At 41.6% G+C, this 24,169-nt stretch carries 21 protein-coding genes and 2 pseudogenes; 10 read left to right on the top strand and 13 right to left on the bottom strand.

Annotated elements, in window-relative coordinates:
• Nucleotides 1-428: 428 nt before the first annotated feature.
• The 4 genes from FC85_RS07575 to trhA all read right to left on the bottom strand — a co-directional run bounded on the left by FC85_RS07575 (nucleotide 429) and on the right by trhA (nucleotide 5,178).
• Nucleotides 429-866 (bottom strand): hypothetical protein, encoded by a 438-nt coding sequence (locus FC85_RS07575; RefSeq protein WP_057864929.1) that lies wholly within the window; start codon nucleotides 864-866, stop codon nucleotides 429-431.
• 303 nt (nucleotides 867-1,169) lie between these two features.
• Nucleotides 1,170-2,696, bottom strand: a complete 1,527-nt coding sequence (gene yjeM / locus FC85_RS07570; protein WP_057864928.1) for a glutamate/gamma-aminobutyrate family transporter YjeM — start codon at nucleotides 2,694-2,696, stop codon at nucleotides 1,170-1,172.
• Nucleotides 2,697-2,720: 24 nt separating this feature from the next.
• A complete protein-coding gene (hisD, locus tag FC85_RS07565; RefSeq protein WP_057864927.1) occupies nucleotides 2,721-4,001 on the bottom strand; it encodes a histidinol dehydrogenase in 1,281 nt (426 codons plus the stop codon).
• Between the two features lie 526 nt (nucleotides 4,002-4,527).
• Nucleotides 4,528-5,178: a PAQR family membrane homeostasis protein TrhA gene (trhA, locus tag FC85_RS07560; protein ID WP_057864926.1), complete on the bottom strand. Its 651-nt coding sequence runs from the start codon at nucleotides 5,176-5,178 to the stop codon at nucleotides 4,528-4,530.
• A 137-nt stretch (nucleotides 5,179-5,315) separates the two neighbouring features.
• On the opposite strand from trhA, the gene FC85_RS07555 reads away from it, so the two are divergent.
• The 4 genes from FC85_RS07555 (at nucleotide 5,316) to FC85_RS07540 (ending at nucleotide 7,808) form a co-directional block, all read left to right on the top strand.
• Nucleotides 5,316-5,795, top strand: coding sequence for a DUF1836 domain-containing protein (locus FC85_RS07555; RefSeq protein WP_057864925.1), 480 nt, complete (start codon nucleotides 5,316-5,318; stop codon nucleotides 5,793-5,795).
• Between the two features lie 24 nt (nucleotides 5,796-5,819).
• Nucleotides 5,820-6,497, top strand: coding sequence for a type 1 glutamine amidotransferase (locus FC85_RS07550; RefSeq protein ID WP_057864924.1), 678 nt, complete (start codon nucleotides 5,820-5,822; stop codon nucleotides 6,495-6,497).
• A gap of 128 nt (nucleotides 6,498-6,625) precedes the next feature.
• Entirely contained in the window at nucleotides 6,626-6,997 is a 372-nt protein-coding gene (locus FC85_RS07545) for a hypothetical protein (RefSeq protein ID WP_057864923.1), read from the top strand.
• A 100-nt stretch (nucleotides 6,998-7,097) separates the two neighbouring features.
• A complete protein-coding gene (locus FC85_RS07540; RefSeq protein WP_057864922.1) occupies nucleotides 7,098-7,808 on the top strand; it encodes a DUF975 family protein in 711 nt (236 codons plus the stop codon).
• A gap of 245 nt (nucleotides 7,809-8,053) precedes the next feature.
• Here FC85_RS07540 and FC85_RS07535 read toward each other — a convergent pair whose 3' ends face one another.
• Complete coding sequence (locus FC85_RS07535; RefSeq protein ID WP_057864921.1) at nucleotides 8,054-10,489, bottom strand: MucBP domain-containing protein; 2,436 nt, start codon at nucleotides 10,487-10,489, stop codon at nucleotides 8,054-8,056.
• A gap of 221 nt (nucleotides 10,490-10,710) precedes the next feature.
• Between FC85_RS07535 and FC85_RS07530 the strand changes: the two genes are divergently transcribed.
• The 3 genes from FC85_RS07530 (at nucleotide 10,711) to FC85_RS07520 (ending at nucleotide 13,877) form a co-directional block, all read left to right on the top strand.
• Nucleotides 10,711-11,730, top strand: a complete 1,020-nt coding sequence (locus FC85_RS07530) for a sugar kinase (protein WP_057864920.1) — start codon at nucleotides 10,711-10,713, stop codon at nucleotides 11,728-11,730.
• 135 nt (nucleotides 11,731-11,865) lie between these two features.
• Entirely contained in the window at nucleotides 11,866-12,552 is a 687-nt protein-coding gene (locus FC85_RS07525) for a GntR family transcriptional regulator (protein WP_057864919.1), read from the top strand.
• Nucleotides 12,553-12,692: 140 nt separating this feature from the next.
• Nucleotides 12,693-13,877, top strand: a complete 1,185-nt coding sequence (locus FC85_RS07520) for a D-alanyl-D-alanine carboxypeptidase family protein (RefSeq protein WP_057864918.1) — start codon at nucleotides 12,693-12,695, stop codon at nucleotides 13,875-13,877.
• Between the two features lie 275 nt (nucleotides 13,878-14,152).
• On the opposite strand, the gene phnW is transcribed toward FC85_RS07520, so the two are convergent.
• From phnW to FC85_RS07495, 6 genes and pseudogenes are all read right to left on the bottom strand, one after another.
• The gene (phnW, locus tag FC85_RS16130) at nucleotides 14,153-15,292 is read right to left on the bottom strand and encodes a 2-aminoethylphosphonate--pyruvate transaminase (RefSeq protein ID WP_057864943.1); all 1,140 of its coding nucleotides are present in this window, start codon (nucleotides 15,290-15,292) and stop codon (nucleotides 14,153-14,155) included.
• A gap of 18 nt (nucleotides 15,293-15,310) precedes the next feature.
• Nucleotides 15,311-16,057 (bottom strand): annotated as a pseudogene (gene phnX / locus FC85_RS16125) (phosphonoacetaldehyde hydrolase); the annotation flags it as partial.
• A gap of 11 nt (nucleotides 16,058-16,068) precedes the next feature.
• On the bottom strand, nucleotides 16,069-16,932 hold the full coding sequence (locus FC85_RS07510; RefSeq protein ID WP_057864917.1) for a PhnE/PtxC family ABC transporter permease: 864 nt from the start codon (nucleotides 16,930-16,932) through the stop codon (nucleotides 16,069-16,071).
• On the bottom strand, nucleotides 16,929-17,723 hold the full coding sequence (locus FC85_RS07505; protein ID WP_147008600.1) for a phosphate/phosphonate ABC transporter permease: 795 nt from the start codon (nucleotides 17,721-17,723) through the stop codon (nucleotides 16,929-16,931). The genes FC85_RS07510 and FC85_RS07505 overlap by 4 nt, the downstream gene beginning before the upstream one ends.
• A gap of 2 nt (nucleotides 17,724-17,725) precedes the next feature.
• Nucleotides 17,726-18,478 (bottom strand): annotated as a pseudogene (gene phnC, locus FC85_RS07500) (phosphonate ABC transporter ATP-binding protein).
• A gap of 21 nt (nucleotides 18,479-18,499) precedes the next feature.
• Nucleotides 18,500-19,525 carry a phosphate/phosphite/phosphonate ABC transporter substrate-binding protein gene (locus FC85_RS07495; RefSeq protein WP_057864916.1) on the bottom strand — a complete coding sequence of 342 codons (1,026 nt, stop codon included), beginning with the start codon at nucleotides 19,523-19,525 and terminating at the stop codon, nucleotides 18,500-18,502.
• Nucleotides 19,526-19,793: 268 nt separating this feature from the next.
• On the opposite strand from FC85_RS07495, the gene FC85_RS07490 reads away from it, so the two are divergent.
• On the top strand, nucleotides 19,794-20,054 hold the full coding sequence (locus FC85_RS07490) for a hypothetical protein (protein ID WP_057864915.1): 261 nt from the start codon (nucleotides 19,794-19,796) through the stop codon (nucleotides 20,052-20,054).
• 175 nt (nucleotides 20,055-20,229) lie between these two features.
• Here FC85_RS07490 and FC85_RS07485 read toward each other — a convergent pair whose 3' ends face one another.
• Nucleotides 20,230-21,201, bottom strand: a complete 972-nt coding sequence (locus FC85_RS07485) for an alcohol dehydrogenase catalytic domain-containing protein (protein ID WP_057864914.1) — start codon at nucleotides 21,199-21,201, stop codon at nucleotides 20,230-20,232.
• Between the two features lie 457 nt (nucleotides 21,202-21,658).
• Complete coding sequence (locus tag FC85_RS07480) at nucleotides 21,659-21,892, bottom strand: hypothetical protein (RefSeq protein WP_083485033.1); 234 nt, start codon at nucleotides 21,890-21,892, stop codon at nucleotides 21,659-21,661.
• Nucleotides 21,893-22,092: 200 nt separating this feature from the next.
• Here FC85_RS07480 and FC85_RS07475 point away from each other — a divergent pair, with 200 nt between their 5' ends.
• Together FC85_RS07475 and FC85_RS07470 are read left to right on the top strand one after the other, a co-directional pair.
• The gene (locus FC85_RS07475; protein WP_057864912.1) at nucleotides 22,093-22,959 is read left to right on the top strand and encodes a DUF3737 family protein; all 867 of its coding nucleotides are present in this window, start codon (nucleotides 22,093-22,095) and stop codon (nucleotides 22,957-22,959) included.
• 1 nt (nucleotide 22,960) lies between these two features.
• Entirely contained in the window at nucleotides 22,961-24,142 is a 1,182-nt protein-coding gene (locus FC85_RS07470) for a MalY/PatB family protein (protein ID WP_057864911.1), read from the top strand.
• Nucleotides 24,143-24,169: the final 27 nt, after the last annotated feature.

The following is a 24,169-nucleotide window of genomic DNA, read 5'->3' as shown; positions in this document are numbered from 1 at the left end:
GTTAGCCCCCAGAATATAAAGTCTCCTAACTTAATATTCCTGATTTTGGAGTATTAAGTTAGGAGGCTTTATATGGCCGGGGGCTGCTTGCTGGCGCACGTTTCGGCTAAGTACAAAGTTCAACGAGATATTCCCGATTTTGGAATATTAAGTTAAGGGACTTATATGGCCGGGGGCTGCTTGCTGATCCACGTTTTAGCTAAGTAACAAGTTTCAGCGAGATATTCTGAATTTGAATATTTGAATAGTTCGGTTACACGGCCGGAAGTTGCCTTTATCCTGCGTTTTCGCTCAATAGCAATCGTGTTTACACGAATAGGGACTGGGACGAATGACTATTGTCCCAGTCCTTATTTGTTTGATTTGTCATCAGTATAACTAGGAAAAAGCGATGGCTACGGAGTCGATCACCGCTTTGACGCAGCATCCTAATCTAAAATTTTAAAAGAATAATCCTTCCCATACTTACCATGAGCATAGACATTGTAAGTGCCTAAACCATGATATCTTACCAAGGACTTTTTGTATGAATCTTTAATCAACCGTTTCTCAGTCTTGAACTGACCAAGGTTAGCTCCGGATGATCCCTTATTAAACGAATACCAAGAACCCCACTTAGAAACTTTTAACTTATGAGCACCTGATTTGTAAGGTGTGTATTTCGTGCCATTAAATGAAAAACTGTGGGGAGTTATCCGAACATAATCATAATGCCCCTTGCTTCGATACCGATACCATGTTCCACGGAGGGCTTTGGGAGTTGTGGTGGATGAACTGGCATGTGCTTGAACGGCATTAGTCGTTACTGTCATTGCAATTGCAAACACACCTAACATCGCGAGAATGATAATTCGTAATTTCTTCAATTGAACGCCTCCTATGCATTTAATTATATCATGACATGGGAGAAACCAATTTTAAGGTCTGACTACGATTTCTTTACAAAATCGGGAAATTAGCCAATATGAGCGCCTAATCGAATCAATTCTTCCATCACTGTGGACATCGGTAAAGCTTGAAATACCATGGCTCACGTAGGATCACAAATCAAAAAGTAGGCTCATAAAAAGTAATTGAAACATAAGCTGATTTGTCATCTTAATCATGAGTTAAAACGATTTGAATTTGACTGGTCTGAGCCGCCAGGTTGCAGGAAGATTACCATTTGACTACAAAGATTGACGATCCGAAGCAGTTGTTGGAAATAGTTGACGTCGTTTCTCGTAAAGTCGGAATAGGTAATATCCCACCAAGCCAAAAAATAACGGCCCAATCAACTCTAGCAATAAATCCCAGTACTCATTCGCCGAAATTGCTGAAATAATGGTTGATAACACGCCAATGATGAGTAAACCATCTACCACCGTGACAATGGTTAGATACACCCATCGACGTTTAAAAATCACAAACGGCTTTTCTAATGCAACATTTCGTTTAAAGAACGGAAACGCGGTTACCAGGAATAAATAAGGCAGTGTCGAGGATAAATTATCCATCAACGTTAATACATTATAAAAATCAACGGCGGATTTCCCTCCAAATGACGTCATTGCGATTAAAGCACTTACGACCCCGGCTTGCAGCCACATAGCATTGGCAGGCATCGCATTCCGATTTAATTTTGGCAGCGCTTTGGGCCACAATTGTTTGGGAGTTCCTAAAATAAACGATTTAATCGGCATATAAACAATCACGAAAAATGATCCCAGATAACTCAGTAACATGGTAAATGAACCAAACCTGGCAAATAAAAAGCTGAGATTTTGCGCTCCAGCGGTTCCCAACGAGAATTGCTGACCAAGTTGGTATCCCAAATTGCTCATTAACACGTACGTCGTATTTCCTAAATTGACACCTGATCGTGTGAAGACATTTGACCAGTTAGCCGAAACACCCCATAGAAAAATGAAGAAACCATAAATCACGGTAATCAGAACTGCACCTAATGCCATTGCTAACGGAAATGTCCGTTTAGCATTTTTCATCTTATCAGAAACCCCGCCCATTGCTTCAATCCCGGCATAAGCATAAATTGCAAAGATCAAAAACGAAACGATTTGACTCATTGATTGATAACTGTGTCGTGGCGACTTGAGAAAACTGGTTGGTAATTTAACCGGTTCAGCTAATTGAAAACCATTTTTCGTCAATAATATCAGACTGGCGATACAGAAAAAGATGGTCAAAATAACTGCCGCAATTCCACCCACAGCTGCTAATTTAGCAACTTTGGTTAATCCCTTCGTTGCAATGTAGGTCACTAAACAGAAGAAAATAATACTCATGATGCCGATTGTTTCGGTTGAGTTTAAATTACCAATTTGCCACCGACCCGTTTGATCTGAACCGCTCAAGGTTGTCGATAGCATAATCCAAATTTTAGACACAGTAGAAACAATCAAAATAATCCAGGAAGCAAGCCATACAAAACCACCGATAAACGCCCACTTGGTTCCCAACGAATTTGATAACCATGAGAAAACACCCCCAGCTTCATTTCGCAATGACGCGCCATATTCTGAAAACATCAGTGAAGAGGGCACAAAGAATAGTAATGCGGCTAAAACGTACCAAATAATCCCCCCATACCCCATGGTGTAATAAGCAATTGAAGTATTATCAAAAGCGAACGTTGACGTAAAGATCATCAACATGACACTAAGTAACGTTAATTTTTTACTAGATAATTTAGCCATATGCAGGCTTCCTTTCGTCCATCATTAATCTTTAAACCGACTCTCGATTGCTCTGGCGTGGGCTTCCAATCCTTCAACCCGGGCTAAAGTCGTAATGGCATCTTTTTCCTTTGCCAAGGCTTCTCTAGTATAGGAAACAAATTGCGTTCGTTTAACAAAGTCGGCAACGCCCAACGGTGAGAAGAATCGAGCGGTTCCACCAGTCGGCAAAATATGATTTGGACCGGCAACATAATCGCCAAGCGGCTCGGATGCTGAAAATCCTAAGAAAACTGACCCGGCATTTTTAATTTGATTCAAGTAAGAAATTGCGTTTGGCAGTTGAACCTCTAAATGCTCCGGCGCAACTGCGTTCATTAGCGTGAAGGCATCGTCAATATCATCAACCACCGCAATAAAGCCTTCATTATCCATCGCTGCTTGGGCAATTTCTTGACGCGGCAGCAACGCAACTTGACGGGCCAACTCTTGATTAACTGCGTCAGCTAATTTCCGGTCATCAGTCACTAATATTGGTCGTGCCAGTTTGTCATGCTCAGCTTGGGAAAGCAAATCCGCGGCAACTTGACTTGGCACAGATTGTGAACTGGCAATCACACCAATTTCTGAGGGACCGGCAATCATGTCAATGTCAACCTGACCAAACACCTGCTTTTTAGCGGTTGCCACAAAGACATTCCCGGGACCCGTTATTTTATCAACTCTGGGGATGGTGGCTGTGCCATAGGCCAAACTGGCAATTGCCTGGGCCCCACCGACCGTATAGATTTCATCAACGCCGGCAATCTTGGCTGCCGCTAAAACCGCCTTGTTTAAACCATCTTTTTGCGGAGGTGTTGCCATGACGATTCGTGAAACGCCGGCAATTTTAGCAGGAATCACGTTCATTAAAATTGAAGAAGGGTAAGCCGCTGTCCCACCAGGAACATACAAGCCGACCGCCGCGAGTGGCGCAACTTTTTCACCGCGAATCACGCCCTTCTTTTTCGCATCGATAAAGCTTTCCTCAACTTCCATTTGTTGGAATGATGTGATATTTCTTTTAGCCAATTCAAGTGCATCAATCACTTTTTGGTCCGTTTGTCCATAAGCTTCATCAATCTCTTCTTGAGAAACCCGTAAATCATCCAAGTCAACATTGTCAAACTGCTTCTCATAATCCTTAACGGCCTGGTCACCGTTTTTAATCACATTTAAAATAATTTCGCGAACTGATTTTTCAACCGCCTCTCGATTAGCAACTTGATTTGTCCGAATTGCGACCTGTTTTAATAGTTGATCTAATGAATCTTCGATAATTTGCATAACTGCCACGCTCCATTTCTTTAACGCCTATAAAATTCAGATTAAAGTCCGTTAACATCTATCAAGTCACGCACTACCGGTAACAAAAAAGACTCGCCCCCGGACATTGCTAATGCAATATCCGAGGACGAGTCTGTCGCGGTGCCACCTCTACTTTGCCGCTACCTCACGATAACGACCTTACGCTGCTCACAACTAGTCGTCCATTGAAAATGGAGAACAGTTGTAGTAGCCGTGGTAACGCTCGCTAGCGGAACAACCTACCCAATCAAAGATTGATTCAATCATTCAGTTCATAGATGTGTTTTCGTGATTCGCCACAACTCCTTCTCACCAGCGGAGCTCTCTTTATGTGAAACAAACCATTACTTTTCTAATCATAACTTCATATTTGTTATTGTTTTTTAATTTGTTGATGCTTCAAAATTACCACGTTTTTAAAATATGTCAAGCCTTTTTATTAACTTATGGTAGTGAACAATCATGGAGGAGAGTGGGTCTAACCGCTTGCTGGTCCACTCTTATTTTAAATATTAAAATATATTGATAAAAACATCGTTAACGTTCCCGCCATGACGAAGAAATGCCAGATCAAATGGAGACCCGGAATTTTCGGAAAACTGTAAATAACCGCTCCAAGAGTAAAAATTATCCCACCGGCAACCAATAACCAAAAGCCACTGATACTTAAATTATCATACAAGGCTTTCCCCAAGAATACGCACAGCCAGCCCATCAATACATAGATCGTTGTTTCGGTTTTTTGGTATTTGCCATGAAAAACAACGTGACTAATAATCCCACCAATGGCCAATGCCCAGACAGCTGCCAATAATGCATACCCAGCCCAATCATGAACAAAAATGATGCAATACGGTGTGTAGGTCCCCGCGATCAGCAAAAAAATATTACTATGATCCAAAATTTGAAAGACCCGTTTTGCCCGAGTAAAAACAAAGCAGTGTAAGAGTGTTGACGCCAAATAAAGTGACAGCACCGTAATCGAATAAACCACCAAGCTGGTAATCGCGACTCCGGAGAGATGATCATGACTTGCCCGTAAAATAAGCATCACCGATAAAATAACGCCGGCAAAAAATGAAACGCCATGGGTAACAGCATTTAACACCTCGTAAACGACCTGTTGACGTCTTAATTTAATAGTCTGATTTCTCATCATGATCCCTCCTCGAAACCATCATAAGATAAAATGGTTTATAAATCAAGAACATGTAGATATCAATTCTACGTTTCTTTATTTTTACCGTTGAATATGCGATAATACGGGTATTCAAATCAAAGGAGTCCACATTAATGGCCGTTGAAAAATCCGAAGAAAAATTGCAACAGAAATTATCAAAAATTTCATTGCCCAAATACCAAGACTTACCCAATTTAGATTTATACATGGATCAGGTAATTGATGAGATAAATCAATATCTCATTCCGATCACCAAAACGGCAATCACGAAATCAATGATTAACAGCTACGTTAAGAAGGGAATTGTCGATCGACCAACCAAAAAACGCTACTCACGGGTTCAATTGGCAAAACTATTGGTCGTCAGTATCTTGAAGCCAATTTTATCTTTAGATGCCATCACACAGGCATTAAGAATTGCGATGAAATTGGATTCTGTGGACAACGCCTATGATCAATTCGTCACCCTCTTTAACACGGAACTTAAACAGATTGACATCCCTAATCTGTCTGCTAAACAATATCAATCAATGGCAATTAAGTCGCTACTATATAAATTATTGGTTGAAGATCTAATCACCCGTAACATTTAATCAAGGATAGCGAGGTGCCTACTCATGAAACTCACAATTGTGCAACACGTCCCATTTGAAATTCCTGGTCTAATCAGCGAATGGGCTGCTAAGAATCATCATCAAATTGACCTGGTTCAGCTTTTCAACAATGATCAGCATTTACCAGATCCCAGTGATGTCGCGTTTTTAATTGTTCTTGGCGGCCCAATGAGTGCTAACGATGACTTACCCTGGCTTTCTCAAGAACGCCAATTAATCAAAGCCGTGGTTAACGCTAATAAACCAATGTTGGGTATTTGCCTTGGTGCCCAACAACTCGCTAAAGTATTTGGCCAACCAATCATCCCAACGCCCAAAGAAGTTGGTTTTGGTCCGGTCACTTCATCCCCACTAGCTCAATTGCTCTTCAATGCCCAGGATCACTATCAAGTCCTTCATTGGCACGGAGAAGGCTTTGAAACTCCTCAGGGCGGCCGACCACTTTTTTCAAGCCAATATTGGCCCAATCAGGGATTTAGTTACAAATCGGCTATCGGTCTTCAGTTCCATTTGGAATCAACGCCGGCCTCGCTGAAAGAATTAGTCACAACCGACGCCGCCTTTATTGCAGGTTCTAAATTTGCTGGCAACGAAAACGATATTCTCAACAAGAACTTTGACCCTAATTGTCGAACCCTTTTGTTCAATATTTTGAATCACCTGACTGAACAAATTGAATGAGTATCTTTACGAAACACTCACTTTGGTGAAAGCAATCATTAACTAATTTATCAAAAAATGATGTTTTGACATGCATTTTAGCTATATTGTATACTCTTGTTAAATTAATTAATGGAGGCGCCATAATTTTGAAAAAAATTGCTATTTTAATTGCAACTCTCGTCCTAACGCTTCCCTTTACAGCCACATTACCGACACCTGCTGTAGCCGCGAAAACAAAGACTTATAAGTTTTCAATCATCAACGCTAACTTTATTAACGCAAAACAAACTTTTCATACAGCCAAATCCTCTGTGACCGTTTATAAGGCGGCCTTTGGTGCGGATAATCCAAGTATGAACTTAACTGCCAACGGTAAATTAAAACCCGCTAGTACTTATTACGTCACAAAAATCATTAAAGCAAAGAGTGATGCCACTAAGCAGAATCGAACGTTCTCATATGTCCAAGGCCACGGGTGGGTTCAACAAACCAAACTAGTCCGCGGTGTATTTAATTAAAAAGCTGTTGAAAGCCTTAACGTAAGTTCCTTTTCAACGTTCTTTTTCTTTGGCTAATTCCCACCGTAACTCTATAATTATGTTGAAGGGGGGAATTATTATGAACAGAGCAGCTATCAAGGAAGACGCAAAGAGCATTTTAAACGCGCACTTCTCATTTTTCTTTTTGCTATTTTTACCAATTTTCATTATTGAAGTCCTGATTGGATGGTTTGGTTACGGTGTTTTCGAGCGACCAATGGTTCTAACCGTTTGGACCAATCTTAACAGTTTGCTGTCACTCTTGTTATTGTTACTTGCCGCTGGAATCGCCTTTGTCTGCATTGATGCTATGCGCCAGAAGCTTGAATATGAACAGCCACTTCAAAAATCATTTACCATTTTCATAAATGGTGATTATTTTCTCGGCACATTACTAATTGATATTTTGATGTGGATCTTTATTTTTCTTTGGTCATTACTATTATTCATTCCTGGAATGATTAAATCACTCGCCTATTCACAAGCCATTTATATTTACCGGGACGCAATTGACCGAGGCGAACGAATTGGATTTCTGGAAGCCATCACGCAAAGTCGTGAACTTATGGACGGTCACAAGTGGGAATTGTTTGTGATGCAACTCAGTTTTCTTGGTTGGGCACTCCTGGTTGTCGTCACTGCCGGGATTGCCGGGATATGGGTGTTACCTTATTCGACCCTAAGTTTTGCAAACTACTACAACGAGTTAGTAATTCAGCAAAACGCCGAAATTGCTGCCAAAGCGAAAAATATTACTTCAAATCCAAGTGATTCTGAAAAAACGGATTAAGATCAAGTTGGATGAATTGCAGAATCAAATTAAAATTTTTCAAGTTTAACTTTTTAGATAACTGTGTTAAACGTAAAAATTGCCACAAACCAAGGATGGCTAACATCCCTCTTCCAGTTACATGGAGGGATGTTAGCCATCCTTTTAATTAACGAAATATTTGATTTTTAATCAGGGGTTCACTGAAAGACTATTATCTAAGGAACTGACGAGTATCAGATGGCTCAACCGTTGTCTAATCACGCCTATATCCGTTTCTTACGGTAAACCCAGCCAACGAGTCCAGCGACCAATCCAAGTAACACGCCACCGGCAATGCTTATCCCCACATTATTCTTCTCATCAGTTTGAGGAAGCATCCCTGCCTGCTTCTCGCTTCTTATTGTTTGTGGCTTCGGCTCATTTACTTGCGAAGCACCACTCTTATCATTTAAACGGTTAACTGTTTGGTCGGTCTTAGAGCTAACATTAACTCGCTCATTTTGGCTTGGCATCTGTGGGTTAGACACTTTGACACCAACATCATTTGGATGACTTAACGCCTCAATAGTTGGTGCGGTCAGCTTTGCAGAATCATTCGGCAGGTTTAAAGCCGTTGGTTGATTTGGTTTGATCCCTTTTTGTGCGTCTGGAACCGGAACGGGCACTACCTTGGTTGATTCACCTGTGACCATTGGCTGCCCTGGGCCTGCTGGTTCATATGGTGTTACAGAAACCAATGGTGTCGTCGGTTCATCAGGACGAAGCGGTTCTATCGGTCGACTTGGCTTCACTGGATCAACCGGCACAATTGGCGTAACAGGTATTATGGGCCTTTCTGGTGTCACAGGTTTGCCTGGTTCAATCGGTTTTACCGGATCTGGCGTTCGTTCATAAGTCACATTAACGATTGTATCTCTTTGAAGAACCCCTTGAACATCATTTAATGAGCTGGTAAACCCATAAAAAACCGGTGAAATGATTTCATAAGTTCCCGCACCGTCAGCTTGATATGGCACCGCCATCGCTACTCCTGTTTCTTTATTTAAATAGTTAATCTGGAGTTTGTAGGATGCGATCGGCTCATAGGTGAAAATGAGTGGATTCCCAACCGGCATTGGCATGCTGGCCGTTACCCAAGCCCGGTTAAAACCAAAACCGAAGAAGCCGTATGGATCCGCTTTCATTTCAACTGTCCGTGATGTTTCAGTGCCACCACCATATGCAGGTGGATATTTTACGACTACGTAAACTAACTGGGTATTTTGAGTATCCAAAACTTTGAAATATTTATCCACATAGGTATTAACCTGTTCCAGCTTAAATTCAGTCGTCGGTGTTGTGGCCGTCACGTTATTAATTAAAAATTGGTGATCATCATTTTGAAACGGAACTCGAATTAAGCGATATCCGGGAATTTGAGGGTATGGCGCGTCAATGTACGTTCCGACATAACCAGAAACTTTTGCCTGCGGGGCAATCTCATTGCCCATCGGATCCACATATTTTACTGGGATATTCTGAATATACTGAAGTGGTCGAATATTTTGTGCCCCAGTCTTTGTCACAATTTGAAGTGAGCCATACTCCCAAAATAAATCTGTCCCGTTCTTGGTATATTTCCAATTAGCATCAAACTGGCTCGAATCAGGAGTCGGAATTTCTTGAGTTTGAACAATTTTCCCCGTCTTATCAACTTCATACAGGTACATCAATTGATTATCAGTTCGGAATCCCGCTTGCCAAGCAGTTTGCCCATCATAATAACCGCCACTCATAATTTCTTTTTCATGTTGCGGTTGAATAAGATCGGCAGCCTGTAATTGACCGATCTTATTACTAACACCCGTCCCATTAATAATCGCATCCTTGCCAGGTGGGTTTGCCAATTGACCACCTACATATACCGGAACCTGATGGAAAATGGTTCCCGGATACGTGTTGGTTTGTGGGACATCTGAACGCTTCTCAGGTTCTACGGTTGGCTTACTGGTCGTATCCACGGGATCTGGCGCTTTTTTCACCTCAGTGGGTGTGACGACATCCCCTACTCGCTGCTGATCTGGTTTTGCCTGGTTGACTTCTGACACAACTTGTTTTGCCTCACCCGATTTGGCAGCTGGCTGTTTCGCAACTGTTGATTGCTGAGGTGTTGTTTGCTGAGGTGTTGTTTGCTGATCCGAGGTCTGGGTAGCTGTCGAGTTGACGACAACCGGCTTTGGATCAGCCACCCGGTTTGCCGAAACTTCCTGTGCCTGCCCTTGGCTATCCAAATTGGCCACGGTGGCAGATTTCGCCACGGTTTGATCAACTGCAGCACTTTGAGTCGTTTGATCAGCTGATGGAACAGATTTGTTTGCAGTAATCTGATTAGTCACTTGTTCACCAGTTGTTGCCCTAACTGGTTGACGGGTTGCTTGGGAAGTGGACTGACTGACATCAGTTGAACTGCTGGCCGCGGTTGTCGCATTTACAGTCGCTGAGCTTGTTGTTGCCGGCTTATCAGCATCGCTCTGATTTGGGGTGGCCTCTGTCACTTGCCCAGTCTGAACGTTCCCTTCAGCAACGTCTGCCATCACTTGACGATTGTCAATTCCCATTCCCATTGTTGCCGCAATAAAGACGACTGCTGAATATAACCAAATTTTTCCAGCTTTGTACATTTTAAAGCGAATCTTGGGATCTCCCATTTGTGGTGCCATGATCAATTCCCCCGTTTTTATAATTGTCCCTTACTTACAATAATACTTGGAGTCAGTCCCCCAACTAACTCCCTACCTCTATTAAACGGGAATCACAATAATTAATCCACTATTTGAGCGATATATCAATGTTGTGAACAAGTCCACAATTGGTAGATCATGGTAAAATACTAATCAGACAGTATGTTATTTAAATAATCAGGGAAATGGGGTTTTAAACCATGCGGGTAACAACTTTTGGTGAAATCATGCTACGACTGACAACGCCGACAAATCAAACATTTATTCAGGCCAATTCATTTGAGGCCAACTACGGTGGTGCTGAAGCCAACGTCGCTGTCTCGCTCAGTCAACTAGGGGATCAAACCTCCTTGATCACCAAGCTTCCAGCAAATGAACTTGGTGACGGTGTCATCAGGCAGCTAACTGGATTCGGGGTTGATACCCACCAAATCAGCCGCGGCGGTGAACGACTCGGCCTCTATTTTCTACAACGCGGGGCTGGTATTCGCCCAAGCAACGTCATTTATGACCGATCCAACAGCGCATTTGCCTTGTCAGATGACCAAGATTATCCATGGCCGGAATTGCTTGGTCAAACGGATTATTTCTATATTTCAGGCATTACCCCGGCACTTTCACCCAATCTGCAAGACACATTACTGAACGCGGTCAAATTTTGTCGGCAAGCTGATATCCCAGTTGTTTACGATGCCAACTATCGGGGTAAACTCTGGTCACCCGGCGCGGCTCAGCAATTCACTAAAAGAATTATGCCTTTCGTTACCATCTGTCTTGTTCATGATGAGGATCTTTTACCGTCATTTAATATAAAAACGACCAACAGCAATCATGGCTTGGCTATCGATCAAAAAGACACTTTTAAGCGGGCAATGACGGCTATCCTGGCCCAATATCCCAATTGCCAAGCGATTGCCAGCATTCTTCGCAACCAATATTCGCCGCAAAAAAGCAGTTGGACATCGCTTCTTCTGCACGACCGTCAATTTTATCAAAGTCCGGTTTACCAGATGACAACAGTTCCTGAAGTTGCGGCCGGGGATGCCTTTGGTGCGGGAATCATTCATGGTTTCTTAAATCATTTTAACGATTCGCAAAAGCTTAATTATGCCATGGCGGCAGCCGCTTGGAAGTTAACCATTCCAGGCGATTTCAATTTAGCAACTAACAATGATATCATGCGAGTCTTAAAAAACAGTGACCAATCAATTCGCCGATAAAAAACGTGATCCTCATTTTTAAGGATTCCTTAAGAGCGCCAATCACAAGCCTTTTTTATAAATAAAAGCTGACCGCTATGATAAGATAATTTCGAAGAAAAGGAATCGAACGATCACAGATGGGGAATAATCATTATGGAAAGTTTACAAGACAAAGCCTACAACCAAATCTATTCACAAATTATGAATTTGAAACTGTACCCGGGGCAACGTGTTTCTGATAAGGAATTTGAGAAATCAATCGGTGTCAGCCGAACCCCAATTAGAGAAGCCATGCTGCGCTTACGCCGAGATAACATGCTTTATTCGATGCCACAAAGCGGCACTTACGTTACTCGAATCAATTTAAAAAAAGCACTTGATGCCCGGTTTGTTCGTCAAACACTCGAAAAAGCCGTCGTCAGTGCTGACGGCGAAACGATTACCCAGCAACAAATTGCAGAATTGTCAATCAACTTAAATTTACAAAAACATGCTGTTCAAGCTCATGATATTCCGAAATTGTTCGCATTAGACAATGATTTTCACCAAAAGCTTTATCAGTTTGCTGATTCGGAAAATGTCTGGCAATGGCTGCAAACATTTAGCACTGACCTGAACCGCTACCGGTTACTGCGAGTTTATGACAGTAATCTGCCACGAACAACCCTAATTCAAGAACACCAGGGAATTTTAGACGCGTTAACGGGTCACAAACCTTTACAAGCCGAAAGTCTGATCCACAATCATTTAAATTTAATGATAAGTGAGCAAAAATCAGTTATCGATAAATTTCCCGACTATTTTACCAATATTGATCATTTAGACGATCAACAAGCTTAGTTGTATCGAATAGGTCAATCATTTTTCGATAGTTACGCACATCCACCAATTCAGTTACAATTTGGTTAAAACCTTGGGGGGGCTCTCTCAGACATGTTACAATTTTAACTAACAACTAAAGAGGAGGAATGTGAATTATCATGAAAATTAATCGTTGGCTGCGCACGGCTTTAATTACGTGTGCGGCTGTATTTAGTTTTGGAATTGGGGTTAGTGCTCAAACCGCATTTGCTGCCACAACGCCTAAATATACAACTGTTTCAACTACAACCATAAAAAAGGCTCCCTATCATAAGAAGTCGGCCGCCGGAGCGATTTATAATCTATCCCATACCAAAAAAATTGCCAACTTAAAAACATACCCTTACACGACTTGGTATGCCACAAAGAAGGTCACTTTAAAGAATGGGGCTTCCAAGGCATTGTATTATAAAGTATCTAATGGAAGCGGTTCAGTTTCCGGATACGTTTGGCATAACTACCTTACCCCTGGCAAGTCACCATTTGGCTTAAAGTATGCGCAATCAGCTGTTGCGCTGGATATGAACACTGGCGGCACCGTTTGGTCAAAAGCTGCTGATACCCCCCGCCCAATTGCGTCAATCACTAAATTAATGACCCTATATCTGGTTCGCCAAAAGATTAGCAATGGTGATGGCACTTGGGATTCAAAGGTTAATACCAGTAATGCCGGATTAAAAAAGTTGGGCAAGGATAAGGACTTTGGCGGTTTCAAATTCACCAAGAATTCCTACACTGTTCGCGACCTATATTTAGCTGGACTAATTGAATCTTCAAACAATGCCGCAATCGCTCTTGGTCAATGGGTTGCTGGTGGTTCAACACCAACTTACAATAAGAAATTCATTAATATGATGAATGCCCAGGCTAAACTTTGGAACTTAACCGATGCTTCGTTTGTTTCCGCATCAGGAATGGAACAAAATAGTTTAAAGCCGTTTGGTTACAGTATCGGTGGCGCAAATGCCAACTTAGTGTCAGCCAATGATGTTGCTCAAATTGCAAAACACTTCATTGCCGATTATAACGATGTCTTAACCGATGCTTCAATTAAATCAATGACCTTGGATGGTCAAAAGCTTTACAATTATAACAATATGCTACCTGGCCGAAAGTATTACCAAAAATCACTAAACGTTGACGGGTTAAAGACTGGCTATACTGTTCCAGCTGGTTACTGCTTCGTTGGAACTGGCCGAAAGGCTGGCCATGACCGAATTATTACGGTTGTGCTTCATGATCAAAACGAATTTACAGAAACTCGTTCGTTAATGAATTATGTTTATAATAATAAATTAGCTTAAGCTAACTTTTCGTTGTTTCATAAACGTCGAAGTAGACTTGAAGTTATGTATGAAGAGGTTGTGCCTATTACTGGTCAACCTCTTTTTTGATACATTATTGATCTAAAACCTGTGATAAATAGCAGATCCCCGCCGTCTAAATAACCGCAGCCGTACATCCCATTTGCTACCGTGCCGAAACGTGTGACTGCAAGCAGATTCCGGCCGTCTAAACCCCAGCACGCAATATTCCCAAAAGCCTGGAATATTGCGTGCTGGGGCTTAGACTCTGGAATCTATGCGCTTGCAGTCACACTCTTATCATATTTCCCCACCAACGCCACCAATCTTTCAATATCAGCTTCATACACCTCACCAATATTGCCGATTCGGAAGCTGTCGATTTTTGACACCTTCCCCGGATAGATGACGAAGCCACGATCCTTTAAAAATTCGTATAATTGATGAAAATCAAAATTTTCGGATGGATACTTAAACGTCGTAATGATTGGCGACTGAACCTGCTCGTCAATCACTGGTTCGTAATCCAGCAAAATCATTTTATTTCTTAGCAATTGCTCATTTGCTTGATAACGTTGGGTTCGGGCTTCCACACCACCCTCATCCTTTAACTCTTCAATGGCTTCCTGAAATGCATAAACAACATGAGTCGGTGATGTAAACCGCCATTTGCCATCATGATCTTCGAAGCATCGATATTGTTCATATAGATCAAGTGATAATGAACGCGCATTGCCTTGCGTCTTATCAATAACTGATTTCTTTGCAATAACAAAACCGAACCCAGGAACACCCTGAATACATTTATTTGCGCTGGAAATTAAATAATCAACGCCAAGCCGATTAATATCAATTGAAACACCACCAAAACTAGACATTGCATCAACAATTGTCACGATTCCCATTTTATTTAAAATCGGAATAATTCGCTCAATCGGATTCAAGATACCAGTTGTCGTTTCACAATGGACAACCGCAAAATGAGTAACCTCCGGATGTTTCGCAATCTCATCCAATACGCGTGCCGGGTCAACCGGCTGGTCCTCATTAAACTGTAAATCAATATGGGTAATCCCATAATAATCAGCAATCTGGGCCATCCGTTCGCCATAGGCACCATTAATTGCGATCATTAAGACACTAGCCTGATTTTGGGGTATCGCAGTTCCCAACGTTGCCTCAACACAGAATGTCCCACTACCTTGCATTAACACGCTGGTATACGCTTTTGGTGAAGCTTTTCCAATCGCTAATAATTCACCACGGATTTCTTGAGTCACGCCTTTATAGTCATCATCCCAAGTCCCGTGATCAATTAACATTGCCTTTTTAACATTGGCGGAAGTTGTCAGCGGCCCGGGAGTTAACAGAATTTCCTGCCGATTCTCATGATCAAAACTACTTAATTCATCCATGTCCTTAATCACTCCAATCAATTGGTCAATTGAGTCAATCACATCATTGGCTCCTGCTTTAATAAACTGATCATGCGCATGTCGTTTTACAGCCATCTTTTCGTCATAATCGAGTTTTAAATAATCTTCCTTTGAAAGACCGATCAAGTTACTCCCCTCGATGACTCCCACTGAAGTGACCCCAGCATTGCGACCTTCCAAAATATCATTAACCGTATCACCAACTTTGATGACTTGACTCGGGTCCTCGATTCCAAGCTTTTTCATGGCCAACAGCAACATATCCGGATTAGGACGACCCACGTAATTGGTTTGCTCCGATGTAATATTAAACTTGGGAACGTAACCTTGAGCAGCTGCTAACGGTGAGACCTCATTCAACATTTCCTGGTTATATCCGGTTGTCGTGGCAACCGCAATTCGATTATGATCTAAATACCGAAGTAACTCAGTCATCCCCGGCTTCAGCTTCGCCGTATCCTGAAGGACAGCGCGAATTTCAATTTGAAATTCCTGGTAAATCTTTTGAATGGCTTCCTCAATTGAAACATCGGGATATCGAGCCAGCCATTGATCCTGTAACGGTTTTAATTTCATCATCTTTTTAACGTGCGATAATTTATCCAACCCAATATCGGCGCGAATCGTTGACTCACTAATCTCAATTCCAAAATTATGAAAGGCCCGTTGGAATGCAACTAATGGTGCGCGACTCCCATAATCAATCGTGGTACCTGCCCAATCAAAAACAACTGCTTTTATCATTTAGTGTCCTCCTAATGTTGTTTAATAACTTTATTCCGAAGCATATACGAGATAATTTCCAAAATGACTGCAAACAATAGCAGCATGTAAACAATTAAACCAACTTCATGAAAATCAAAGTAAAAACCACTGGCCATATATAATTGATAGCCAATCCCACCGGCACCGGCGGCTGCACCAACTGCCACCGCATTAGTGAAATTGATTTCAAAACGGATAAACGTCCAACTCAGCAAATTAGGCATTGTTTCCGGGATTACCGCCTGAGTCACGATTGGCCAGAAACCAACCCCGATGGCTGATAGAGACGATAAGCTGTCACCGGATAAATCATCGATGCTGTCAGCATATACTTTGGTCAGATAAGCCACACTGTGAAATGTTAATCCAATCACCGCAGCGTTAGCGCCTAGTCCCAATGCCACACTGTAAATCAGAACCCAGAGAATCGTGGGAATGGCGCGGATAAACGCCATCACACTTTGAACAGTGTAGACCAACCAGCTTGGCGATAATTTATGAGATCCCATTAAGGCGAAGAAAAAGGCAACAATTGAACCAATTACCGTTGTTAAAAACGCCAATGAGATGCTTTGTGCCAACGCAACCCACAGTACTTGCCAGGTATCGTTGCCGGTTCTGGGAGTCACGAACATAATTTTTAAATTTTCAGCAAAGTTGCCAAAAGCCGCCCACAAGTTTAGCCCATGGGGAATTAATGATGGCATCGTTAGTGCAGTCACACCAACAAGGACTAGTAAAATCGTCCGCATTAAGGTTCGCCTTGAATCATGAATTCGGTGAACTGATGGGTTTGGAAGCTCGGAGGCTACCACTGGATTTATTGTTAATTGTCGTTCCGGTTTGTTAATCATTGAATGCACCTCTCAATGTAATTTGAAACAAGCTCAATGGCGACAACCAAAATAATAATTGCCGTGACAACCAAGCCCGCTGCCCCATACCTTAGACTTTTAAAGTACAGATCAAATAAGAAACCAATGCCGGTCCCTGTTAATAACCCAACCAGCGTCGCATCCCGAATATTATTTTCAATCATATACAGAATCCATGAAATCAATGCCGTTGCAACTTCAGGCAAAACGGCTTGAAAAACAACTTGTAAATAATTGGCACCGGTTGCTTGCAACGCTTGAATTTTTTCTGAACCAAAGTCCTCAATAGTTTCCATAAATGCGCGGGTCAAAAATCCAAGTGACAAGAAGAACAATGCTAGAAATCCTGTAAAATCATTTTGCTTAAAGGAAAACAGTAAGATCATCGCCCAGCCAACAATTGGAATGTTTCTTAGTAATGACGCAAAGCCACGAATAATCCAGCTCGCATTTCTATTCAAGGCAGTATTTTTTGCCCCTAAAATCGCCAGAAATAAGGCGCCACCCGCAGCAACCGTGGTGGATGAAACAGCTACCAAAAAAGTTCGAAACAGTTGATAAGCGATATCTTGCCAATACTGAATTGACTGTGAATTAGGAATAAAATTCTTCGCCAGCCAAATGAGCCCGGTTTGGACTGATAAAAAGGAACTGGTTTGAAAATTCAGTATCAGCGAACAGACCAGATAAATGAGCGCTAGTAAAACAATGATTCCCGTTATCTTTAACCGTTTTGCTGCAAAAGTTTTATTACTGACCTTCATTTCCATAGCTAGGCCTCCTGAACCGCAACTGACCGATAGATTTCATTAACCGTCATTGCATCCAGCTGATCAGGCTTACCGTCAAAAACCAATCGACCAGAATTAATGCCCACCACATGATCAGCATACGTTTTGGCAATATCGACCTGATGTAAATTAATCAACACGATTAAATGCTTCTTTTTCGCCAAACGCTGAAGGATGTCCATTACCATTGTCGTTGATCTCGGATCCAGCGAAGCAATTGGTTCATCACAAAGAATCATCTTAGGATGCTGCATCAACGCTCTGGCGATCCCAACCCGCTGCTTTTGGCCGCCGCTAAGATCCCGGCACCGTTTATAAGCGAATTCAGCTAACCCAACTTCGTTTAACAGGTCAAATGCTTCCTGTTTTTCCGCCTTCGTGTATAAAGAAAACATCCCGGCAATGGTTGATTTAGCAGCCAAACGGCCATGAAGGACATTTTCAAGTGCTGTTAGAGGTTCAATCAAATTGTAATTTTGAAAGATCATGCCAATTTGGGTACGCAATAATTTCAACTCATATTTATTAAGGGCGCGGACATTATCATCCTCAAATCAGATTTCACCATCATTATCACGAATTAACTGATTAATACTCCGCAAGAGCGTCGTCTTTCCAGCACCCGATGGTCCAATAACGACTGTCACTTCACCCGGTTTGGCACTGAACGAAACATCATGCAGCGATTGCTTTTGGCCGTCATAGCTTTTCGATAAATCCTTAATCGTTAACATGCAATCTTCCTTTCTGATAGATTATTCACCTAAAATTTGATGAGTTGGTTGATACCAACTATCGCTGACTGCTTTAAATTGGGTGTTGCCATCCTTAGGTAATAAGCCACGTTTCTTAGCATTAGCCGGCGCAAAGAATGTCCGGTCATTGGTAACCCGCTTAGATGTCAAATCCTTCACAATTTCTTTAATTTCTTTTTTGCTAACATACTTATTGTTAACCGCGATTGGTTCGTTTTGAACTTTATAGGCTGCGATTGCCAAACTTTCTTTCCCACGAACCTGATTAAATGGTGCTGGCGCATTCTTATTAATCTGGAAAATGGCGCCAACTTTGTTTGAATCATTTAGAAATTTCCCATATTGGGTTAAATCCATATCATCAAACGCTGCAACGTCAGCATCTCCCTTTAGCAAGTTAACAGTGGACCCTTGATGAGACCCCCCAAACAAAACTTTAGAGAAAAATTTACCACTTTGAGCCAAGTCATCTTTATTTTTAATGTTGAAAGTTTTAGCGATTGCACCTGCCGGAATCGCATACCCTGAAGTTGACGTATTGCTGACAAATGACATCTTCTTACCCTTGATATTTTTTAAACTATATTTGCCGTTAACTTTGTATTGGCTAGCTTTATCCTTTGGCACCATAATGTAACTGTGGTAATAGGCATCTTTTAACGTGCCGGATTTACCTGTGTAAGTCACAATCGGTTGCACATTTTTACTTTGTTGATGTGCTTGAATATAACTGTCAGGACCCATTAAAGCAATCTGGGCTTTTCCAGATGAAATTGCCTGAATCGCGACGTTATAATCCGTCGTTGTTTGAACTTGAACCTTCTTGCCCGTCGCCTTGGCAACTTCTTTACTCAATGCTGCCCGAGCGGCCCCCTCTTCTTTAACAGAATCGCCAGGTAAAAAGACAACCGTTAATTTGCCAGATTGGCCGGACTTGCCAGTCGCCCCGGCACTTGAACAAGCCCCAAGAGCCACAGTAACTCCGAGTAAAGTGGTGAATAAAGCCGCTTTCTTAAGTAAATTCATGTCATTAACTCCCATATTCCCATTATTTTTGAACAACTCAATTGTATGAAACGGGTGTAAATATCCTGTAAATCTAAGGTAAATATGATGTACTAAAACTGTAAAAGTAATGCTGATGATAACCAATTTAGCAGATGATTGTCCACCTCAAAATAACAATCAGTTCCATAAAGGCCTTGACTGGCGGGACAAATGATAATAATCTTAGGTATGATTATTTACGAATAACAATTTGCGTATCAAACATAACGGGGGAATTAACATTATTATGCAAAACGAAACTAATTACTATTTATATCAACGGCTCACACCGACTAACTGGGCCAGCGCTTTATTCGCCAAAAGCGCTCGTACTGAACTGGAACGACGAGCAAACAACGGTGATGGCGAAGCAAAAATGCTGCTGACCCTTCACGATTGTGAGGAAGAAAAAAGAAGTCGCCAACCCATTAAACCGGTTCGACGGGTTAGAAACTTCAAGGAACAGGCAGCCAAGATTAAGATCTTTTATCATTTGACCTTAGGATAGTCTGTGAAGTCCAATCAATTAATCTCAAAAATAAAAACCACTTAATCAGAATCCCTGTTTGTAGGAATTTTGATTAAGTGGTTTTTGACAAATTTGATGGTTAGGAGAAAAAAACTTACGAACACATAAGAAACCTGTCCAAATATTAAGGATCAGAAATATCTCGTGGCATTTGTTACATGGTTAAAACGACTCGTTCTTTCACAACATTCTTTTCCAATTGACGATGTGCCCATGCGGCATCATCAATCTTTTTAGTCAGCACTGGATCTTCAAGTAGAAAGCCATCCGCCATCCGTTGATTTAATAATTTAGCGGCATTTAACAGTTGCTCTGTTGTCGCATGGCTGATAACAAAGCCTTCAATTCGCTTGGCCTGCGTATAGAATTGACGAACTGAAAGTGTAAATTTATTATCCTTGGGAGCTGTGATCACCCCGACAATCCCACCTTGATTCAAGGCATCCAAATTATCTTCAAGTTCAACCCGTCCGGATGTATCAACGGCATAATCAACCCCATCGATAGCATGCTTTTCCAATTGTTTATGCAGCGATTTCTTGTAATCTAACTGATAATCGCTCCCCAATGCATCAAGAGTTCCGAAATCTCTTTCATTTGACGTTGTGATCACTCTCAAATTCATCGTGTGAGCGATTTGAACCAATTTTTTCCCGACGTGACCGGCGGCACCTTCAATTAGAATGGTTTTTTCAGGCTGAGCTTCAAAAATATCATTAATTAAGATTGCGGCCGTTGCCGAAGAGTGAACCGAAGCAACTGCTTGAATGGGATCAACCCCGGCAGGTAAATGATAAAGTCGATCAGCAGGGATAACAGCGTATTCACTGGTGACCCCTTGCCGACCATCATAGCCCATACTGTTGGTCCAGACTGAAACACCCTTGGAAAAGTTAGTCACCGCCGACCCAACTTCGACAACCGTTCCAACCGCATCCCGACCAATCACAAACGGGAAGGTTTTCTTAGTCTTATACGAACCGGCGCGAACAAAAGTATCCACGTGGTTAACCGAGACTGCTTCAACTTTGACTAATACCTCATCACGATTCATGCTCGGAGTCGGTAAATCACCTACGATAATTTCTTTGCTGTCACCGGTTTTATTGATATATGCAGCTTTCATAACCTTACCTCCAATTCTAATCAATCTATAAGTTCCCTTCGACCTTATTATAAGCCAAAATCTATTCGTGCTTGGTAATAAGGTCTCGAAATCAAGAAATCAAAATGTTGGTTAAATTATTTTTTGTGAATAAATACGTCCAATAACTGACAGTATTCTAAATTAAAACACAATGAAGCCCATTTAAATATCCTTTCCATAAAATCATGCCCAGCAAAATTCTATTTTTGATTCTTAAATACATGTCAACCAAAGGTCAATTAAAAGCAGGGAAGCTTTAATTAGTCCTCCCGGATCACGAAACATAAAATAATTAAAATCGTCAACAAAAAAGGCTGAAGCGCTCTGATCGCCTCAGCCTTCCCTGTAGAAATGAATTAACCTACTAACTGCCCTTCCTGCTCACAAGCTTATATACGCTTAGATCAATCACAAGATCCAAAAATATATAAAATCATCAACGAAGGGCAATCTTAAACGACTGCTTACCATCAATTGTATCGACGTTTTCAACATCGCCATCAACCGGTACATGAGTAATTAAGAAACTGGGATGCAAATGCGCGGTAAATTTAAACTCGTACGCGGTGCCACCCTTTTGCTTCTTGGCATACATCAAGCCCTGGCTACCATCCGACAACTGAACAACTTGTTCCTTCTTTTTGGAAGGATCCACATAAATTGTTGTCATGTTTTTCACCTCCACATTCATTATAGCAGTGCAATGGTTCACTGGCTAAAATGAAAGGGCTTTTATCCCTACCCTTTTCTAATTTTTCACTCGCAATCCACAAAAGTTGGTTTACCATGGATAATATAAGATTAATCAGATTGATTCTCGATTATTCTTGATCTTAGAAGGCAAGCATTAAAATCAGAAAGGCGAAATATATGAAAAAATACCAAGATCAATACTTTGAAGGCGAACGGCCCCTTTTCGCCGAAGCTGACGCAAAAATTACGGGTACCACTTTTGGCAAGGGTGAATCACCATTAAAGGAAAGCCGAAATATCGATCTCGAGCATTCGATTTTTAAATGGAAATATCCGCTTTGGTATAGTAAACACGTGACTGTCAATCACACCATTTTTGAAAAGATTGCCCATGCCGGTATCTGGTACACTGATGATCTTCAAATGACGGATTGTTCCGTTCAAGCTAGTAAAACTTTCCGCCGCAGCTCACATTTAACGCTAACCAATGATCATTTTTCAAATGCCGGTGAAACACTTTGGAACTGTGACCACATTAAAATTGATCACGTTCAGGCAAATGGCAGCTACTTTGGTATGAACAGTCATGATATTTATATTGACCATTTGGACTTGATCGGCAACTATGCGTTTGATGGTGCCAAAAATGTTGAGGTGCATCATTCAACATTTGTCACCAAGGATGCCTTTTGGAATTGTGAAAATGTGACGATTTACGATTCGGTCATTAATGGTGAATATCTTGCTTGGAACACGAAAAATCTCACTTTAATTAACTGTACTATCGAAAGTGATCAGGGCTTGTGTTACATCGATCATTTGACCATGCGTCATTGCCGGCTGTTGGAAACCGACTTGGCATTTGAATATTGCCAAAACATTGACGCGGAAATCGATTCAAAGATCACCAGCGTCAAAAATCCAATCAGCGGTAAGATCCACGCTAAATCAATCGGTCAACTGATCATGGATTCAACCAAAGTTGATCCAGCCAAAACGACGATTATCACTGACACTAAAACAACCAAGGAAAAGAGTGCTTAACATGTATGATTTCAAATCGATTATCCCCCGTCGGGATACCGATTCGGTTAAATGGGACGTCAAACCAAATGAACTGCCAATGTGGGTAGCGGATATGGATTTTAAGGCGGCTCCGGAAATTATCACCGCAATGCAGAAAAAGGTTCAATTCGGAATTTTCGGTTATGAGGAACCTCACACGGACTATTTCAACGCGGTCGCTAATTGGTACGAATCCGAACATCAAACCCGACCTGATCCAGACTGGATGATTTTCTGCACCGGCGTTGTCCCATCAATTTCTTCAACGGTTCGCCGCGTCAGCAACGTGGGTGATAACGTTGTGGTTCAAGCACCAGTCTACAACATCTTTTACAATTCAATTTTAAACAATGGCCGTCATGTTTTGTCCAGTGACTTGGTATACGATCAACAAGCTCACTCCTATTCTGTCGATTGGGATGACTTGGAGAAAAAATTAGCTGACCCATTGAGCACGATGATGATCCTGTGCAATCCTCATAATCCGGTTGGCAAAGTCTGGTCTAAGGATGAATTGCTTCGAATTAGTCAGCTTTGCATGAAACATCATGTCACCTTATTCAGCGATGAAATTCATGGTGATCTGGTTTGTGGTAAGCCAGCCTACACCCCCATTTTTTCGTTACCGGACAATCTCATTCAACAGACAATTGCCGCTGTCTCACCCAGCAAAACGTTTAACGTCGCGGCCCTTCACGCTGCAACAGTGATTGTCCCAAATGAGGGGTTAAGAAATATTGTATCTCGCGGTCTTAATACCGATGAATTGGCTGAGCCAAATCTATTAGCCCTGCCAGGATCAATCGCTGCTTATACCAAGGGTCACAAATGGTTAGCCGAATTAAAACAACAACTGATTAAAAATCGGCAAATCTTAACCGAATTCTGTAATCAAAATATCCCTCAAATTCATGTCGTCACATCTAATGCAACTTACCTGGTTTGGATTGACTGCAGCGAACTCACAACCCATTCTGATCAATTAGAAAGGTTTATTCGCGACCGGACTGGTTTGTATGTTTCCGCCGGAACTGTTTACGGTGGTAATGGTAATCAATTTCTTAGAATTAATATCGCGTGCCCGGAAACCATGCTTATAGACGGGTTAAATCGATTAAAACAGGGCATTGAAGCATTTACCAGTGCAAAACAAAACAGATAAACAGAGTGGGCCAGCAAGCGGTTAAAT

The organism is Lentilactobacillus diolivorans DSM 14421 (assembly GCF_001434255.1).
GTDB classification, from domain to species: domain Bacteria; phylum Bacillota; class Bacilli; order Lactobacillales; family Lactobacillaceae; genus Lentilactobacillus; species Lentilactobacillus diolivorans.
This window is presented reverse-complemented; position numbering and strand designations above follow the sequence as displayed.

Excerpts from the sequence above, each read along its gene's own strand:
- yjeM (WP_057864928.1), bottom strand. The coding sequence starts at position 2,696 with ATGGCTAAATTATCTAGTAAAAAATTAACGTTACTTAGTGTCATGTTG.
- hisD (WP_057864927.1), bottom strand. The coding sequence starts at position 4,001 with ATGCAAATTATCGAAGATTCATTAGATCAACTATTAAAACAGGTCGCA.
- trhA (WP_057864926.1), bottom strand. The coding sequence starts at position 5,178 with ATGAGAAATCAGACTATTAAATTAAGACGTCAACAGGTCGTTTACGAG.
- FC85_RS07555 (WP_057864925.1), top strand. The coding sequence starts at position 5,316 with ATGGCCGTTGAAAAATCCGAAGAAAAATTGCAACAGAAATTATCAAAA.
- FC85_RS07550 (WP_057864924.1), top strand. The coding sequence starts at position 5,820 with ATGAAACTCACAATTGTGCAACACGTCCCATTTGAAATTCCTGGTCTA.
- FC85_RS07540 (WP_057864922.1), top strand. The coding sequence starts at position 7,098 with ATGAACAGAGCAGCTATCAAGGAAGACGCAAAGAGCATTTTAAACGCG.
- FC85_RS07535 (WP_057864921.1), bottom strand. The coding sequence starts at position 10,489 with ATGGCACCACAAATGGGAGATCCCAAGATTCGCTTTAAAATGTACAAA.
- FC85_RS07530 (WP_057864920.1), top strand. The coding sequence starts at position 10,711 with ATGCGGGTAACAACTTTTGGTGAAATCATGCTACGACTGACAACGCCG.
- FC85_RS07525 (WP_057864919.1), top strand. The coding sequence starts at position 11,866 with ATGGAAAGTTTACAAGACAAAGCCTACAACCAAATCTATTCACAAATT.
- FC85_RS07520 (WP_057864918.1), top strand. The coding sequence starts at position 12,693 with ATGAAAATTAATCGTTGGCTGCGCACGGCTTTAATTACGTGTGCGGCT.
- phnW (WP_057864943.1), bottom strand. The coding sequence starts at position 15,292 with ATGGATGAATTAAGTAGTTTTGATCATGAGAATCGGCAGGAAATTCTG.
- FC85_RS07510 (WP_057864917.1), bottom strand. The coding sequence starts at position 16,932 with ATGATTAACAAACCGGAACGACAATTAACAATAAATCCAGTGGTAGCC.
- FC85_RS07505 (WP_147008600.1), bottom strand. The coding sequence starts at position 17,723 with ATGGAAATGAAGGTCAGTAATAAAACTTTTGCAGCAAAACGGTTAAAG.
- FC85_RS07495 (WP_057864916.1), bottom strand. The coding sequence starts at position 19,525 with ATGAATTTACTTAAGAAAGCGGCTTTATTCACCACTTTACTCGGAGTT.
- FC85_RS07490 (WP_057864915.1), top strand. The coding sequence starts at position 19,794 with ATGCAAAACGAAACTAATTACTATTTATATCAACGGCTCACACCGACT.
- FC85_RS07485 (WP_057864914.1), bottom strand. The coding sequence starts at position 21,201 with ATGAAAGCTGCATATATCAATAAAACCGGTGACAGCAAAGAAATTATC.
- FC85_RS07480 (WP_083485033.1), bottom strand. The coding sequence starts at position 21,892 with ATGACAACAATTTATGTGGATCCTTCCAAAAAGAAGGAACAAGTTGTT.
- FC85_RS07475 (WP_057864912.1), top strand. The coding sequence starts at position 22,093 with ATGAAAAAATACCAAGATCAATACTTTGAAGGCGAACGGCCCCTTTTC.
- FC85_RS07470 (WP_057864911.1), top strand. The coding sequence starts at position 22,961 with ATGTATGATTTCAAATCGATTATCCCCCGTCGGGATACCGATTCGGTT.